The following is a 13,906-nucleotide window of genomic DNA, read 5'->3' as shown; positions in this document are numbered from 1 at the left end:
CGGCTGGCAGAGTGGAGGGGTGAGCCGTACCCCGCAGGGCCAGCGCGCCAGTCTGGACAAGCAGCCGCACGAGGTCGCCGCGATGTTCGACGGCGTGGCAGAGCGTTACGACCTGACCAACACCGTGATCTCGCTGGGGCAGGACCGCTCCTGGCGTCGGGCCACCCGGGCGGCGCTCGGGTTGCGGCCGGGCGAGCGGGTGTTGGACGTGGGCGCGGGCACCGGCGTCTCGACGCGTGAGCTGGCCCAGTCCGGGGCGTACGCGGTCGGGGTGGACCTGTCGCTGGGCATGCTGCACACCGGCAAGCGGGCCCGGCCCGAGGTGCCGCTGTTGGCGGGGGACGCGCTGCGCCTGCCGTTCGCCGACGCGAGCTTCGACGCGGTGACGATCTCCTTCGCGCTGCGCAACGTCAACGACACCGACGCGGCGCTGCGTGAGCTGGCCCGGGTGACCCGGCCGGGTGGCCGGTTGGTGGTCTGCGAGTTCAGCACCCCGGTCAACCCGGTCTTCCGGACGGTCTACCTGTCGTACCTGATGCGGTCGTTGCCGGCGGTGGCTCGTACGGTGTCGAGCAACCCCGAGGCGTACGTCTATCTCGCCGAGTCGGTCCGGGCCTGGCCGGCGCAGTCCGCGCTGGCCGGGCGGGTGGCCGCGGCCGGGTGGGGGCGGGTGGCGTGGCGCAACCTGACCGGTGGCGTGGTGGCCCTGCACCGGGGGATCCGCCAGTAGCGGCGGGCCCTCCAGCGGGCGCGGACATTATTCAGGTTCCGCTAATATCAGGCTTTAGTCCACTTTGCCCCGTACGCTCGACCGCATGACCGGAGCAGACCCGGCGGACCCGGTGGCCGCCACCGACGACGACGCGGCCGAACTCATCGCCCAGTTGCGCGAGCTGGCCGGGGCCGACCCGGTCGAGGTCCGGCAGGTGGTCGCCGAGGTGCTGGCCGCGCTGGACCGCGCGGCGGGCGGGGCGCTCCGCGAGCATCTGCCGGAGACGATCCGGGTCGACGCGGGCCTGGACGCCTCCAGCCCGGCCTGACACCTGACCGCTGTGGACGGTCATGGGGTGTCACATCGGCGAGTTAGGTACCCCTGATCCTGCGCTGGTATGACGCCGGTCATACACTCGTCCCGTCTGGCTTGTGAAGCATTTCACGAGCATGCGGGAGGAGGCGCGAATGACCGCGGTGGAACACGACGCCGACGTCATTGTCGTGGGCGCCGGTCCCGGTGGATCAGCGACTGCGTACCACCTGGCCCGGCACGGCGTACGGGTGCTGTTGTTGGAGAAGACCGAGTTCCCACGGGAGAAGGTCTGCGGCGACGGGTTGACCCCGCGCGCGGTGCGCCAACTCATCCGGATGGGTGTGGACACCTCGCCTGAGGCGGGCTGGCTGCACAACCGCGGCCTGCGGGTCATCGGCGGTGGGGTGCGCCTGGAACTGGACTGGCCGGAGCTGGCCAGCTTCCCCAACTACGGTCTGGTGCGCACGCGACTGGACTTCGACGACCTGCTCGCCCAGCGGGCGGTGGCGGCCGGCGCGAAGCTGCGGACCAGCGTCAACGTGTTGGGCCCCGTGCTCGACGACGATGGTCGCGTCACCGGCGTCGAGGCGGAGGTCGGGCCGGGCAAGGAGCCCACCACCTTCCGCGCCCCGCTGGTCGTCGCGGCCGACGGTGTCTCCGGCCGGTTCCCGCTCGCGCTCGGGCTGGCCAAGCGGGAGGACCGGCCGATCGGTGTGGCCGTCCGCCGCTACTACCGTTCGCCGGCCAAGCACGAGGACAACTACCTGGAGTCCTGGCTCGAGCTGCGCAGCAAGGACAGCGGCGACAACCTGCTGCCCGGGTACGGCTGGATCTTCGGCCTCGGTGACGGGCGGGTCAACGTCGGCCTCGGCGTGCTCAACTCGTCCTCGGCGTTCGGCAAGACCAACTACCGCCGGCTGCTCACCGACTGGCTCGCCAACACCCCGGAAGACTGGGGGATGACCGACGAGGCCAACGCCGACGGCCCGATCCTGGGCGCCGCGCTGCCGATGGGCTTCAACCGGGTGCCGCACTACACGCGCGGCGTGCTGCTGGTCGGCGACTCGGGCGGCATGGTCAACCCGTTCAACGGCGAGGGCATCGCGTACGCCATGGAGTCCGGCGAGCTGGCCGCGGAGGTCGTGGTCCAGGCCCTCGCCCGGCCGGCCGGCCCGGAGCGGGAGCGCGCGCTGCTGGCGTACCCGAACGAGCTGAAGGCCCGACTCGGCGGCTACTACCGGTTGGGCGGCATCTTCGTGAAACTGATCGGCCGCCCCGAGATCATGCGGATCGCCACCAAACACGGCATGCCGCATCCGACGCTGATGCGTTTCGTGCTCAAGTTGTTGGCCAACCTGACCGACCCGCGCGGCGGGGACGCGATGGACCGGGTCATCAACGCGATGACGAAAGCCGCTCCCGCCGTGTAGCGCGAGGAGTGGCCTGCGGGTCCAGCGGTCATCGACGACAGCCGGAACTGTATACGTAGGACGGCATCGGCGCTGGTCACGGCCCCGACGCCGACAAAGATCGACCCCCGCCGACTGCCACTGCGAGGGACGTGAATAGTGTGATTTTCGTCAAGCACCGAGGGCAGGGAAGGACGAGCAGGAGAAAACGATGTCGCTCTCGCCTTACGCACCGATCATCGGGCTGTTCGCCCTCGCCGCGGCGTTCTCGCTGTTTTCCGTCGGCGCCGCCCGCTTCGCCGGTCCCCGGCGCTACAACAAGGCCAAACTCGAGGCTTACGAGTGCGGCATCGAGCCCAGCCCGCAGCCGGTCGGCGGCGGGCGGTTCCCGATCAAGTTCTACCTGACGGCGATGCTCTTCATCGTCTTCGACATCGAGATCATCTTCCTCTACCCCTGGGCGGTCTCGTTCGACGCTCTGCCGATCTTCGGCTTCGTGGAGATGGTCCTGTTCATCGTCGCGGTCTTCGTTGCGTACGCCTACGTGTGGCGGCGCGGCGGCCTGGACTGGGACTGAGGAAGGAACGTCAGATGGGCATCGAGGAGAAGCTTCCCGCCGGCGTCCTGCTCACCTCGGTGGAGAAGCTGGTCAACTGGTCTCGGAAGTCGTCCGTGTGGGGCGCCACCTTCGGCCTGGCCTGCTGCGCCATCGAGATGATGGCCGCCGGTGGTCCGCACTACGACATGGGCCGCTGGGGCATGGAGGTCTTCCGGGCGTCGCCCCGGCAGGCCGACCTGATGATCGTGGCCGGCCGGGTGAGCCAGAAGATGGCCCCGGTTCTGCGCCAGATCTACGACCAGATGGCCGAGCCGCGCTGGGTGCTCTCGATGGGCGTCTGTGCCAGCAGCGGCGGCATGTTCAACAACTACGCGATCGTGCAGGGCGTCGACCACGTGGTGCCGGTCGACATGTACCTCCCCGGCTGCCCGCCCCGGCCGGAGATGCTCATCGACGCGATCCTCAAGCTCCGCGAAAAGATCATGTACGAGCCACTGGGCCCGAACGGTCGCAAGATGCTGGCCGCCCGCCAGGAGCGCGGCGACGTTCCGGTGGTGCCCTACGGCTCGATGCCGTCCTCGTACCGCAACGACAAGGCCCGGCGCGCCGAGTGGACCCGGGCGGTCCGCGAGGGCCGCGAGGAGCAGCTGCGCATCGAGAACTGGATGAACGCTCAGAACCACCTCCACCCGCAGGCAGGCCCGAAATGACGTCACCCACGGACAAGCCAAACGACGGCGGCGTACCGCTGCCGGTGGTGCCGGCCGGCGCCACCAGTGGCGCCCCCGCCGAGTTCCCGCCGGCCAGCCCGGCCGGTCGCGGGATGTTCGGTAACCAGGGCACCGGCGACGTGTCCGGTTACGGCGGCCTGGTCCGCCAGCGCCAGCCCATCGAGGAGGCGTCCCGGCCGTACGGGGGCTACTTCGACGAGGTCCGCGACGCGCTGGAGGAGGCGTACCCGGCCTTCAACGACGCCATCGAGAAGGTCGTGGTCGACCGGGGTGAGCTGACCCTGCACGTACGCCCGGAGCGGATCGCCGAGGTCTGCCAGGTGATGCGCGACGACCTGGCGCTGCGGTTCGAGCTCTGCTCCTCGGTGTCCGGCGCGGACTACCTGGGCGCCGACGAGCGTCGCCTGCACGTGGTCTACCTGCTCACCTCGATGACGTACCGGCGGCGGGTCCGGCTGGAGGCCGCTGTTTCCGTCGAGGCCCCGCACCTGCCCAGCGTGACCGCCGTCTACCCGACCGCGGACTGGCAGGAGCGGGAGGCGTACGACATGTTCGGCATCGTCTTCGACGGCCACCCCAGCCTGACCCGGATCCTCATGCCGGACGACTGGGAGGGGCACCCGCAGCGCAAGGACTACCCGCTCGGCGGCATCCCCGTCGAGTACAAGGGCGCGGAGATCCAGCCGCCGAACGAGCGGAGGTCGTACCAGTGACGACGTCGAACTACGCCAGCGAGCGTGAGACCGACGAGGGTCGGGTCTTCACCGTCACCGGTGGGGACTGGGACACGATCGTCTCGGGCACCGACCCGATCAACGACGAGCGCATCGTGGTCAACATGGGTCCGCAGCACCCGTCCACGCACGGGGTGCTGCGGCTGATCCTGGAGCTGGAGGGCGAGACGGTCCGCGAGGCCCGTTCGGTCGTCGGCTACCTGCACACCGGCATCGAGAAGAACCTCGAATACCGCAACTGGGTCCAGGGCTCGACCTTCGTGACCCGGATGGACTACCTCGCCCCGATCTTCAACGAGACCGCGTACGCCCTCGCCGTCGAGAAGCTGCTCGGCATCACCGACGACATCACCGAGCGGGCCACCACCATCCGCGTGCTGATGATGGAGCTCAACCGGATCTCGTCGCACCTGGTCTGGCTGGCTACCACCGGCATGGAGCTGGGCGCGATCTCGATCATGCTGTACGGCTTCCGGGAGCGGGAGTACATCCTCGACATCTTCGAGACCATCACCGGTCTGCGGATGAACCACGCGTACGTGCGGCCCGGCGGTGTGGCGCAGGACGTGCCGGACGACGCGGTCGTCAAGATCCGCGAGTTCCTCAAGATGATGCCGAAGAAGCTCAAGGAGTACGAGGACCTCCTCTCCGGCCAGCCGATCTGGACCGAGCGGACGAAGAACGTCGCGGTGCTGGACGTCACCGGCTGCGTGGCGCTCGGCATCACCGGCCCGGTGCTGCGCTCCGCCGGCCTCGCCTGGGACCTGCGCAAGACCATGCCGTACTGCGGCTACGAGACGTACGAGTTCGACGTGCCGACCCACCCCGACGGTGACGTCTGGGGTCGCTACCAGGTCCGGCTCGCCGAGATCCGGGAGTCGCTGAAGCTTGTCGAGCAGGCGCTGGACCGGCTCCGCCCGGGCCCGGTGATGGTCGCCGACCGCAAGATCGCCTGGCCGGCGCAGCTGGCCATCGGCGTCGACGGCATGGGCAACTCGCTGGAGCACGTCGCGAAGATCATGGGTCAGTCGATGGAGTCGCTGATCCACCACTTCAAGCTGGTGACCGAGGGCTTCCGGGTCCCGCCCGGCCAGGTGTACGTCGCCATCGAGGCGCCCCGCGGCGAGCTGGGCGTCCACGCGGTCTCCGACGGTGGCACCCGGCCCTACCGGGTGCACTACCGGGAGCCGAGCTTCGTCAACCTGCAGGCCCTCCCGGCGATGGCCGAGGGCGGTCTGATCGCCGACGTGATCGCCGGCGGAGCCTCGTTGGACCCGGTCATGGGGGGTTGTGACCGGTGAGTGCGAGGAGTGAGCTTGCGAGCCCCGCAGTCGCGAACGGAAGGCGGCGCTGATGACGACTTTCACTGACGAGACCCGGGAGCGGGCGCGCGAGATCATCGCCCGTTACCCGGCGGACCGGTCCCGCTCGGCGCTGCTGCCGCTGCTGCACCTGGTGCAGGCCGAGGAGGGCTACGTCTCCCCGGCCGGTGTCGCGTTCTGCGCCGAGGTGCTGGGGCTGAACAAGGCCCAGGTCGGCGCGGTGGCCACCTTCTACACGATGTACAAGCGCAAGCCGACCGGTGACTTCCTGGTCAGCGTCTGCACCAACACCATGTGCAACGTGCTCGGTGGCCAGGAGGTCTACGACACCCTCTCCGAGCACCTGGGCGTCGGGCACGACGAGACCACCGCCGACGGCACGATCACGCTGGAGCACGCCGAGTGCCTGGCGGCGTGCGACTACGGCCCGGTGATGACAGTCAACTACGACTTCTTCGACGGCGTGGACCCCTCCACCGCTGTCGGTGTGGTCGACGAGCTGCGGGCCGGCGGCCGGCCGATGCCGACCCGGGGCGCCCGGCTCTGCACCCTCAAGGAGATGGCGGTGCAGCTCGCCGGTTTCGCCGACGACCGCGACGGTGCCGTCGCCGACGGCGGGCCGGGCGAGCCGACCCTGCGCGGGCTGCGGCTGGCCCAGCAGCACGGCGTCTCGGTGCCGAACTTCGACCCCAACACCCCGATCCGCAGCAAGGCCGAGGCCGACAAGGCCGCCGCCGAGGCGAAGGCGAAGGCGGAGGCCGCCAAGCCGGCGCCCGTCGAGGCCAGCGCCGCGCCGGTCAAGGGTGGCGACGGGGCGTCCGCCCCGACCGGGGTCGCCGAGCCGGCGGCCGCCGCCGGCAGCACCGCCCGGGACGTGAAGGCACCGGACGACAAGTCGCCGCAGGTGCGTACCGCCGAGACCCGGCAGCCGGACGCGGGCACCGCTGTGCCGGACGCGCCCGGCACGAAGGCCCCGGCGGACAGCAGCGGCACCGCGCCACAGGCCGGCGACGCGCGCTCGGCCGAGGCGGCCGGCGTGGCGGCCAACGCGCCGGCCGGCGACGGCAAGCCCGCCGGCGACGAGGCCGGGGCGCAGGAGCGCAACCTCACCGAAGCGAAGGCCGACACGGACGCCGACGGCGCCGGATCGGCTGACGCGAGCGAAACGGGGGCCCAGAAGTGACCACTCCCCGCCCGGAGACGCTGGCCAAGCTGACGCCGGTGCTGACCAAGCGCTGGCTGTCGCCGGACGCCTGGCGCATCGGCACGTACGAGCAGCTCGACGGCTACGCCGCGCTGCGCAAGGCGCTCAAGGCCCACCCGGACGACCTGATCCAGCTGATCAAGGACTCCGGGCTGCGCGGCCGGGGTGGCGCCGGCTTCCCGACCGGCCTCAAGTGGGGCTTCATCCCGCAGGGCGACGGTAAGCCGCACTACCTGGTGGTCAACGCCGACGAGGGCGAGCCGGGCACCTGCAAGGACCTGCCGCTGATGACCCACGACCCGCACGCGCTGGTCGAGGGCGTGATCATCGCGTCGTACGCGATCCGGGCCGCCCGCGCCTACATCTACATCCGGGGCGAGGCGGTGCACGCCGCGCGTCGGCTGCGCAACGCGGTCCAGGAGGCGTACGACAAGGGTTACCTCGGCCGGAACATCCTGCGCAGCGGCTACGACCTGGAGTTGGTGGTGCACTCCGGCGCCGGCGCGTACATCTGCGGCGAGGAGACGGCGCTGCTGGACTCGCTGGAGGGGTTCCGGGGCCAGCCCCGGCTGCGCCCGCCGTTCCCGGCCACCCACGGCCTGTACGCGAGCCCGACGGTGGTGAACAACGTCGGCACCATCGCCAGCGTGCCGCCGATCGTGCTCGGTGGGGCCGACTGGTGGAAGAGCATGGGCACCGAGAAGTCCTCCGGGCCGATGATCTACTCGCTCTCCGGGCGGGTCGCCAACCCGGGCCAGTACGAGTGCTCGATGGGTGTCACGCTGCGCGAGCTGCTGGAGCTGGCCGGTGGCATGCAGCCCGGGCACAACCTGCGCTTCTGGACCCCGGGCGGCTCGTCCACCCCGCTGCTGGCCGCCGAGCACCTGGACGTGCCACTCGACTTCGAGGGGGTGGCGGCGGCCGGCTCGATCCTCGGCACCACTGCCACGCAGATCTTCTCGGACCAGGACTGCCCGGTCTACGCGACGTACCGGTGGTTGGAGTTCTACCACCACGAGTCGTGCGGCAAGTGCACCCCGTGCCGTGAGGGCAACTACTGGATGGTCCGGGTCTACCGGCGGATCCTCGCCGGTCAGGGCACCCACGAAGACCTGGACACCCTGCTGGACACCTGTGACAACATCCTCGGCCGGTCGTTCTGCGGCCTGGGTGACGGCGCGACCAGCCCGGTGACCTCCTCGCTGAAGTACTTCAAGCAGGACTACCTCGACTACATCGAGGGTCGTAAAGCTCCCAAGCTGTCGGAGAAGACCTTGGTGGGTGCGCACTGATGAGCGCGAGGAACGAGCTTGCGAGTCCCGCAGTCGCGAATGAAGGGCGACTCTGATGACCGACGTAGCCAAGCAGACCGAGACCGTCACCCTCACCATCGACGGCGTCCAGGTCACCGCCCCCAAGGGGGCACTGCTGATCCGGGTCGCCGAGCAGATGGGCACCGAGATCCCCCGGTTCTGCGACCACCCGCTGCTGGCCCCGGCCGGCGCGTGCCGGCAGTGCCTGGTCGAGGTGGAGGGGCAGCGCAAGCCGGTCGCCTCCTGCACCCAGACCGTCGCCGACGGCATGGTGGTCCGCACCCAGATCACCTCCCCGGTGGCCAAGAAGGCGCAGGAGGGGGTGATGGAGCTGCTGCTGCTCAACCACCCGCTGGACTGCCCGATGTGCGACAAGGGTGGTGAGTGCCCGCTGCAGAACCAGGCCATGTCCACCGGCCGCACCGACTCGCGTTTCCACGAGCACAAGCGGGAGTACGAGAAGCCGATGGCGATCAGCAGCCAGGTGCTGCTGGACCGCGAGCGGTGCGTGCTCTGCCAGCGCTGCACCCGGTTCTCCGAGGAGATCGCCGGCGACAAGTTCATCGACCTGATGGGCCGGTCGTCCGCTGAGGAGATCAACATCTACCGGGACGACGCGTACGGCGTGGAGTCCGGGGAGGACAGCGGGGACGTCCCGTTCAACTCCTACTTCTCCGGCAACACCGTGCAGATCTGCCCGGTGGGAGCGTTGACCGGTGCCCAGTACCGGTTCCGCGCCCGCCCGTTCGACCTGGTCTCCAGCCCGAGCGTCTGCGAGCACTGCTCGGCCGGCTGCGGGCAGCGCACCGACTGGCGGCGCGGCAAGGTGCTGCGCCGGCTGGCCGGCGACGAGCCGGAGGTCAACGAGGAGTGGAACTGCGACAAGGGCCGGTGGGGCTTCCAGTACACCCGGGCCGCCGACCGGCTGACCACGCCGCTGGTCCGCGACGAGCAGACCGGTGAGCTGCGCGAGGCGTCCTGGAGTGAGGCGCTCACGGTCGCTGCCGAGGGGCTGCACACGGCTCGGGAGAGCGGGCAGGGCACCGCGGTGCTCACCGGCGGTCGGCTGACCGTCGAGGACGCGTACGCGTACGCCAAGTTCGCCCGGGTCGCGTTGAACACCAACGACATCGACTTCCGGGCCCGACCGGTCTCCCGCGAGGAGGCCGACTTCCTGGCCAGCTCGGTCGCCGGGGTCACCGACGTCACCTACACCGACGTGGAGAACGCGCCGGCGGTGGTGCTGGTCGGCCTGGAGCCCGAGGAGGAGTGCCCGATCCTCTTCCTGCGGCTGCGCAAGGCGTACCTGAAGAAGACCCTGACGGTGTACGCGCTGGCGCCCTTCGCCACGCGCGGCCTGGAGAAGCTCGGTGCCAAGCTGGCCCGGGTGGTGCCGGGCGAGGAGGCCAGCGTGCTCGCCGAGCACGCCACGGTCAGCGAGGCGCTGAGCGCTCCGGGCGCGATCCTGATCGTCGGCGAGCGGTTGGCCACCGTGCCGGGTGGGCTCTCCGCCGCGGCCGACGTGGCCCGGCGTACCGGCGCGAAGCTGGCCTGGGTGCCGCGGCGCGCTGGTGACCGCGGCGCGGTCGACGCGGGCTGCCTGCCCAACCTGCTGCCCGGTGGACGCCTGGTGACCGAACCGGCCGCTCGGGCCGAACTGGGTGAGGCGTGGGACATCCCGGCCGGGGTGATCCCCAGTCAGGCCGGCCGGGACACCGACGGCATCCTGAGCGCGGCGGCCAACGGGCAGCTCGGCGCGCTGGTCGTCGGCGGTGTCGACCCGGCCGACCTGGCCGACCCGCGACTGGCCGAGTCCGCCCTGGACGCGGTGCCGTTCCTGGTCAGCCTTGAGCTGCGCGCCAGCGCGGTGACCCGGCGGGCGAACGTGGTGCTGCCGGTCGCCCCGGTGGCCGAGAAGGCCGGCAGCTTCCTGGACTGGGAGGGTCGGCTGCGCCCGTTCGAGGCGGTCCTGAACACCACCGCGATGACCGACGGCCGGGTGCTCGACGCGCTGGCCGCGCTGCTCGACGTGCGCCTCGGCACCGCCGACGTGCTGAGCGTGCGCCGCGAGCTGGGCACGCTGCCGGCGACGCGGATGTCGCGGCCGGCCGCGCCGTCGGTCGCGCCGGGCCGGGTGCCGGAGCCGAAGGCCGGGGAAGCCGTGCTGGCCACCTGGCACCAGCTGGTGGACCTCGGCACCCTGACCGAGGGCGACGAGAACCTCGCCGGCACCGCCCGTCCGCCGGTGGTCCGGCTGGGTAAGGGCACCGCCGAGGCGCTCGGTGTGGTCGACGGTGACGCCGTCACTGTCGGCACCGACCGGGGGGCGCTGACCCTGCCCGCGGAACTCACCGAGATGCCGGACGGCGTGGTCTGGCTGCCGACCAACTCACCCGGCTCGACAGTGCGGCGCAGCCTCGGGGCGACGTCCGGCGCGGTCGTCCGGATCTCCGTCCCCGCACCGAGTACGGCCATTCCGGCCGGGCGCGTGGCGGCCGACGAGACCGGTCTCCCGGGTCCGCTCCTTAACTCCGGGGGTAACCAGTGACTCCGTCAATCCTCGCCCAGGACCCCACGCTGGCCGACTTCGGCCGGGATCCGTGGTGGCTGGTTCTCGGCAAGATTGTCTTCGCGTTCGCCTTCGGGCTGCTGGCCACCCTGCTCGGTGTCTGGTTCGAGCGGCGCGTCGTGGGTTACATGCAGGTGCGGCCCGGCCCCAACCAGGTCGGCCCGTTCGGCCTGCTGCAGACCCTCGCCGACGGTCTGAAGATGGCCTTCAAGGAGGACATCCTGCCGAAGGCGGCCGACAAGGTCGTGTACTTCTTCGCCCCGACCATCTCGGTGATCTGCGCGGTCACCGCGCTGTCGGTGGTGCCGTTCGGCCCGATGGTGAGCATCTTCGGTCACCACACCCCGTTGCAGGTCACCGATGTGCCGGTGGCGGTGCTGCTGCTGCTCGCCTGCTCCTCGATGGGCGTCTACGGCGTCGTCCTGGGTGGTTGGGCGTCCGGTTCGACGTACCCGCTGCTCGGTGGTCTCCGGTCGAGCGCCCAGATGATCTCCTACGAGGTCGCGATGGGGCTGAGCATCGTGGCGGTCTTCATGACCGCCGGCACGATGAGCACCAGCGGGATCGTCGCCGCTCAGGGAGACGGCACCGAGCTGACCATCTTCGGCCAGACGGTTCCGGCCCCGGGCTGGTACGCGATCCTGCTGCTGCCGAGCTTCATCATCTTCTTCATCGCCACAGTGGGTGAGACCAACCGGGCACCGTTCGACCTTCCCGAGGCCGAGTCCGAGCTGGTCGCCGGCTTCATGACCGAGTACAGCTCGCTGAAGTTCGCGCTCTTCATGCTCAGCGAGTACGTCGCGATGGTGACCATGTCGGCTGTCACCACGACGCTGTTCCTGGGCGGTTGGCGGGCACCCTGGCCGATCACCATCTGGGAGGGCGCCAACTCCGGTTGGTGGCCGATGCTCTGGTTCTTCGGCAAGGTGATCGCGCTGGTCTTCGTCTTCGTGTGGCTGCGGGGCACGCTGCCCCGGCTGCGGTACGACCAGTTCATGCGGCTCGGCTGGAAGGTGCTGCTGCCGATCAACCTGGTCTGGATCCTGGTCCTGTCGGGCCTGCGCTCCATCGAGGACTGGGACACCCGCGGCAAGATGATCGCCGTCGGTATTCCGGCCGGCATCCTGCTGATCGCCACGATCTTCTGGCCCAGCCGGCGTCCGAAGCCGAAGCCGACGACGCAGGAACAGGTCGACAACCGGCCGCACGGGAGCTTCCCGCTGCCGCCGATGGACCTTCAGGTACCACCGAGCCCGCGTATCACGCGCGTGGTCGCCGAGCGGGAGCCGGCCAACATCGTTGCCGGCTCGGACTCCAGGGAGGTGTGACGTGGGCGCGATCACCGGAACGTTCAAGGGATTCGGTGTCACCTTCTCGCACATGTTCAGGAAGGTCGTCACCACCGACTACCCGTTCAAGCCGCCGGTGTCGGCGCCGCGCTACCACGGGCGGCACATCCTCAACCGGCACCCGGACGGCCTGGAGAAGTGCATCGGCTGTGAGCTGTGCGCCTGGGCCTGCCCGGCGGACGCGATCTACGTCGAGGGTGGCGACAACACCGACGAGCAGCGCTTCTCGCCGGGTGAGCGGTACGCCAGCATCTACCAGATCAACTACGCCCGGTGCATCTTCTGCGGGTTGTGCATCGAGGCCTGCCCGACCCGGTCGCTGACCATGAGCAACGAGTACGAGCTGGCCCGGGACAACCGGCAGGACCTGATCTTCACCAAGGAGCAGTTGCTCGCGCCGTTGCTGGAGGGCATGGAGCAGCCGCCGCACCCGATGCGGCTGGGTGACAGCGAGAAGGACTACTACGTCGGCGCGCTGGACAACCCGGGCACCTCCGCCGGTGCGGAGACGTCACCGATGGGCCCCGGCCGCTACCAGGTCGAGGAGCACCCCGGCGTGACGTTCCCGGGCGCCGAGCAGGCCGCCCAGCGGGTCGCGGCCGGCAAGGGAGAGAACGCATGACCACGTCTACGGTGCTGGCCGCGGCGGGTGCGGTGTCCGGCGGCGAGGAGGTCACCTTCTGGATCCTCGGGCCGCTCGCACTGATCGGCGCGATCGGGATGGTGGCGGCCCGCAACGCGGTGCACTCCGCGCTCTGGCTGGTGCTCACCATGCTCTGCCTGGGCGTCTTCTACGTGCTCCAGGCCGGGCCGTTCATCGGCATGGTGCAGATCATCGTCTACACCGGCGCGATCATGATGCTCTTCCTCTTCGTGCTGATGCTTGTCGGCCGGGATTCCACCGACTCGCTGATCGAGACGTTGCGCGGCCAGCGGGTCGCCGCGATCGTGCTGGGGCTGGGCTTCGCCGGTCTGGTGGGCGGCGCGCTCTACCGGGCGCTGGAGGGCACCACGGCGGTCGGCCTGGAGCAGGCCAACGCGGAGGGCAACGTGCAGGGCATCGCCCGACTGCTCTTCACCAAGTACGTCTTCGCGTTCGAGCTGACCTCGGCGCTGCTGATCACCGCGGCGGTCGGCGCCATGGTGCTCGCGCACATCGAGCGCCGCAAGCAGGACAAGGTCGACCAGGTGTCGACGATGCGGGCGCGGTTCGCGCCGGGCAACTACCCCGGCCCGAAGCCCGGCCCCGGCGTCTTCGCGACCTCGTCCTCGGTGGCCACCCCGGCCCGACTGCCGGACGGCCGCCTCTCGGAGCGGAGCACGCCGGAGATCCTGCCGGTGCGGGAGCTGACCGCGCAGGAGACCACGCTGAAGGGGACAGACTCATGACGCCTGACTACTACCTGGTCCTCGCGGCGGTGCTGTTCACCATCGGTGCCGCCGGGGTGCTCGTCCGGCGCAACGCGCTCGTGCTGTTCATGTGCGTGGAGCTGATGCTCAACGCGGCCAACCTGACGCTGGTCACCTTCAGCCGGATCAACGGTGACCTCAACGGTCAGATCATGGCGTTCTTCGTGATGGTGGTGGCGGCGGCCGAGGTCGTGGTCGGGCTCGCGATCATCATGTCCATCTTCCGGACGCGACGCTCCGCGAGCGTCGACGACGCCAACCTGCTGAAGTACTAGAGGG

14 protein-coding genes are annotated in these 13,906 nt (G+C 70.1%); all 14 read left to right on the top strand.

Going from position 1 to position 13,906, the window contains the following annotated elements; all coding sequences use genetic code 11:
- Positions 1 to 19: 19 nt before the first annotated feature.
- The 14 genes from KBX26_RS07355 to nuoK all read left to right on the top strand — a co-directional run bounded on the left by KBX26_RS07355 (position 20) and on the right by nuoK (position 13,902).
- The gene (locus KBX26_RS07355) at positions 20 to 730 is read left to right on the top strand and encodes a demethylmenaquinone methyltransferase (protein WP_030334115.1); all 711 of its coding nucleotides are present in this window, start codon (positions 20 to 22) and stop codon (positions 728 to 730) included.
- 85 nt (positions 731 to 815) lie between these two features.
- A complete protein-coding gene (locus KBX26_RS07350) occupies positions 816 to 1,040 on the top strand; it encodes a hypothetical protein (RefSeq protein WP_030334118.1) in 225 nt (74 codons plus the stop codon).
- Between the two features lie 139 nt (positions 1,041 to 1,179).
- Positions 1,180 to 2,457: a geranylgeranyl reductase family protein gene (locus KBX26_RS07345; protein WP_030334120.1), complete on the top strand. Its 1,278-nt coding sequence runs from the start codon at positions 1,180 to 1,182 to the stop codon at positions 2,455 to 2,457.
- A 190-nt stretch (positions 2,458 to 2,647) separates the two neighbouring features.
- Positions 2,648 to 3,013 carry an NADH-quinone oxidoreductase subunit A gene (locus tag KBX26_RS07340; protein WP_007454588.1) on the top strand — a complete coding sequence of 122 codons (366 nt, stop codon included), beginning with the start codon at positions 2,648 to 2,650 and terminating at the stop codon, positions 3,011 to 3,013.
- A 14-nt stretch (positions 3,014 to 3,027) separates the two neighbouring features.
- Complete coding sequence (locus KBX26_RS07335) at positions 3,028 to 3,705, top strand: NADH-quinone oxidoreductase subunit B family protein (protein ID WP_030334123.1); 678 nt, start codon at positions 3,028 to 3,030, stop codon at positions 3,703 to 3,705.
- Positions 3,702 to 4,439: an NADH-quinone oxidoreductase subunit C gene (locus tag KBX26_RS07330; RefSeq protein ID WP_030334125.1), complete on the top strand. Its 738-nt coding sequence runs from the start codon at positions 3,702 to 3,704 to the stop codon at positions 4,437 to 4,439. Before KBX26_RS07335 ends, KBX26_RS07330 begins: the two co-directional genes overlap by 4 nt.
- A complete protein-coding gene (locus KBX26_RS07325; protein WP_030334127.1) occupies positions 4,436 to 5,761 on the top strand; it encodes an NADH-quinone oxidoreductase subunit D in 1,326 nt (441 codons plus the stop codon). Before KBX26_RS07330 ends, KBX26_RS07325 begins: the two co-directional genes overlap by 4 nt.
- A 52-nt stretch (positions 5,762 to 5,813) precedes the next feature.
- Positions 5,814 to 6,965 carry an NADH-quinone oxidoreductase subunit NuoE gene (gene nuoE / locus KBX26_RS07320; protein WP_210864997.1) on the top strand — a complete coding sequence of 384 codons (1,152 nt, stop codon included), beginning with the start codon at positions 5,814 to 5,816 and terminating at the stop codon, positions 6,963 to 6,965.
- Complete coding sequence (nuoF, locus tag KBX26_RS07315; RefSeq protein ID WP_030334132.1) at positions 6,962 to 8,278, top strand: NADH-quinone oxidoreductase subunit NuoF; 1,317 nt, start codon at positions 6,962 to 6,964, stop codon at positions 8,276 to 8,278. Before nuoE ends, nuoF begins: the two co-directional genes overlap by 4 nt.
- A gap of 55 nt (positions 8,279 to 8,333) precedes the next feature.
- Positions 8,334 to 10,847 carry an NADH-quinone oxidoreductase subunit G gene (locus KBX26_RS07310; RefSeq protein ID WP_030334135.1) on the top strand — a complete coding sequence of 838 codons (2,514 nt, stop codon included), beginning with the start codon at positions 8,334 to 8,336 and terminating at the stop codon, positions 10,845 to 10,847.
- Complete coding sequence (gene nuoH, locus KBX26_RS07305; RefSeq protein WP_030334136.1) at positions 10,844 to 12,196, top strand: NADH-quinone oxidoreductase subunit NuoH; 1,353 nt, start codon at positions 10,844 to 10,846, stop codon at positions 12,194 to 12,196. The genes KBX26_RS07310 and nuoH overlap by 4 nt, the downstream gene beginning before the upstream one ends.
- 1 nt (position 12,197) lies before the next feature.
- Positions 12,198 to 12,839 carry an NADH-quinone oxidoreductase subunit NuoI gene (nuoI, locus tag KBX26_RS07300; RefSeq protein ID WP_030334137.1) on the top strand — a complete coding sequence of 214 codons (642 nt, stop codon included), beginning with the start codon at positions 12,198 to 12,200 and terminating at the stop codon, positions 12,837 to 12,839.
- The gene (locus tag KBX26_RS07295; protein WP_030334138.1) at positions 12,836 to 13,606 is read left to right on the top strand and encodes an NADH-quinone oxidoreductase subunit J; all 771 of its coding nucleotides are present in this window, start codon (positions 12,836 to 12,838) and stop codon (positions 13,604 to 13,606) included. The genes nuoI and KBX26_RS07295 overlap by 4 nt, the downstream gene beginning before the upstream one ends.
- Positions 13,603 to 13,902 carry an NADH-quinone oxidoreductase subunit NuoK gene (gene nuoK, locus KBX26_RS07290; protein ID WP_030334139.1) on the top strand — a complete coding sequence of 100 codons (300 nt, stop codon included), beginning with the start codon at positions 13,603 to 13,605 and terminating at the stop codon, positions 13,900 to 13,902. Before KBX26_RS07295 ends, nuoK begins: the two co-directional genes overlap by 4 nt.
- The last annotated feature ends 4 nt before the right edge of the window (positions 13,903 to 13,906 follow it).

Origin of the sequence: Micromonospora sp. C97, assembly GCF_018070385.1 — a bacterium.
GTDB classification, from domain to species: Bacteria; Actinomycetota; Actinomycetes; order Mycobacteriales; family Micromonosporaceae; genus Micromonospora; species Micromonospora parva.
The sequence above is the reverse complement of the archived record's forward strand: the minus strand, read 5'-3'. Positions and strand labels throughout refer to the sequence as shown.

Coding starts and splice junctions, on each gene's coding strand:
- KBX26_RS07350 (WP_030334118.1), top strand. CDS start 816: ATGACCGGAGCAGACCCGGCGGACCCGGTGGCCGCCACCGACGACGAC.
- KBX26_RS07345 (WP_030334120.1), top strand. CDS start 1,180: ATGACCGCGGTGGAACACGACGCCGACGTCATTGTCGTGGGCGCCGGT.
- KBX26_RS07340 (WP_007454588.1), top strand. CDS start 2,648: ATGTCGCTCTCGCCTTACGCACCGATCATCGGGCTGTTCGCCCTCGCC.
- KBX26_RS07335 (WP_030334123.1), top strand. CDS start 3,028: ATGGGCATCGAGGAGAAGCTTCCCGCCGGCGTCCTGCTCACCTCGGTG.
- KBX26_RS07330 (WP_030334125.1), top strand. CDS start 3,702: ATGACGTCACCCACGGACAAGCCAAACGACGGCGGCGTACCGCTGCCG.
- nuoE (WP_210864997.1), top strand. CDS start 5,814: ATGACGACTTTCACTGACGAGACCCGGGAGCGGGCGCGCGAGATCATC.
- KBX26_RS07310 (WP_030334135.1), top strand. CDS start 8,334: ATGACCGACGTAGCCAAGCAGACCGAGACCGTCACCCTCACCATCGAC.
- KBX26_RS07295 (WP_030334138.1), top strand. CDS start 12,836: ATGACCACGTCTACGGTGCTGGCCGCGGCGGGTGCGGTGTCCGGCGGC.
- nuoK (WP_030334139.1), top strand. CDS start 13,603: ATGACGCCTGACTACTACCTGGTCCTCGCGGCGGTGCTGTTCACCATC.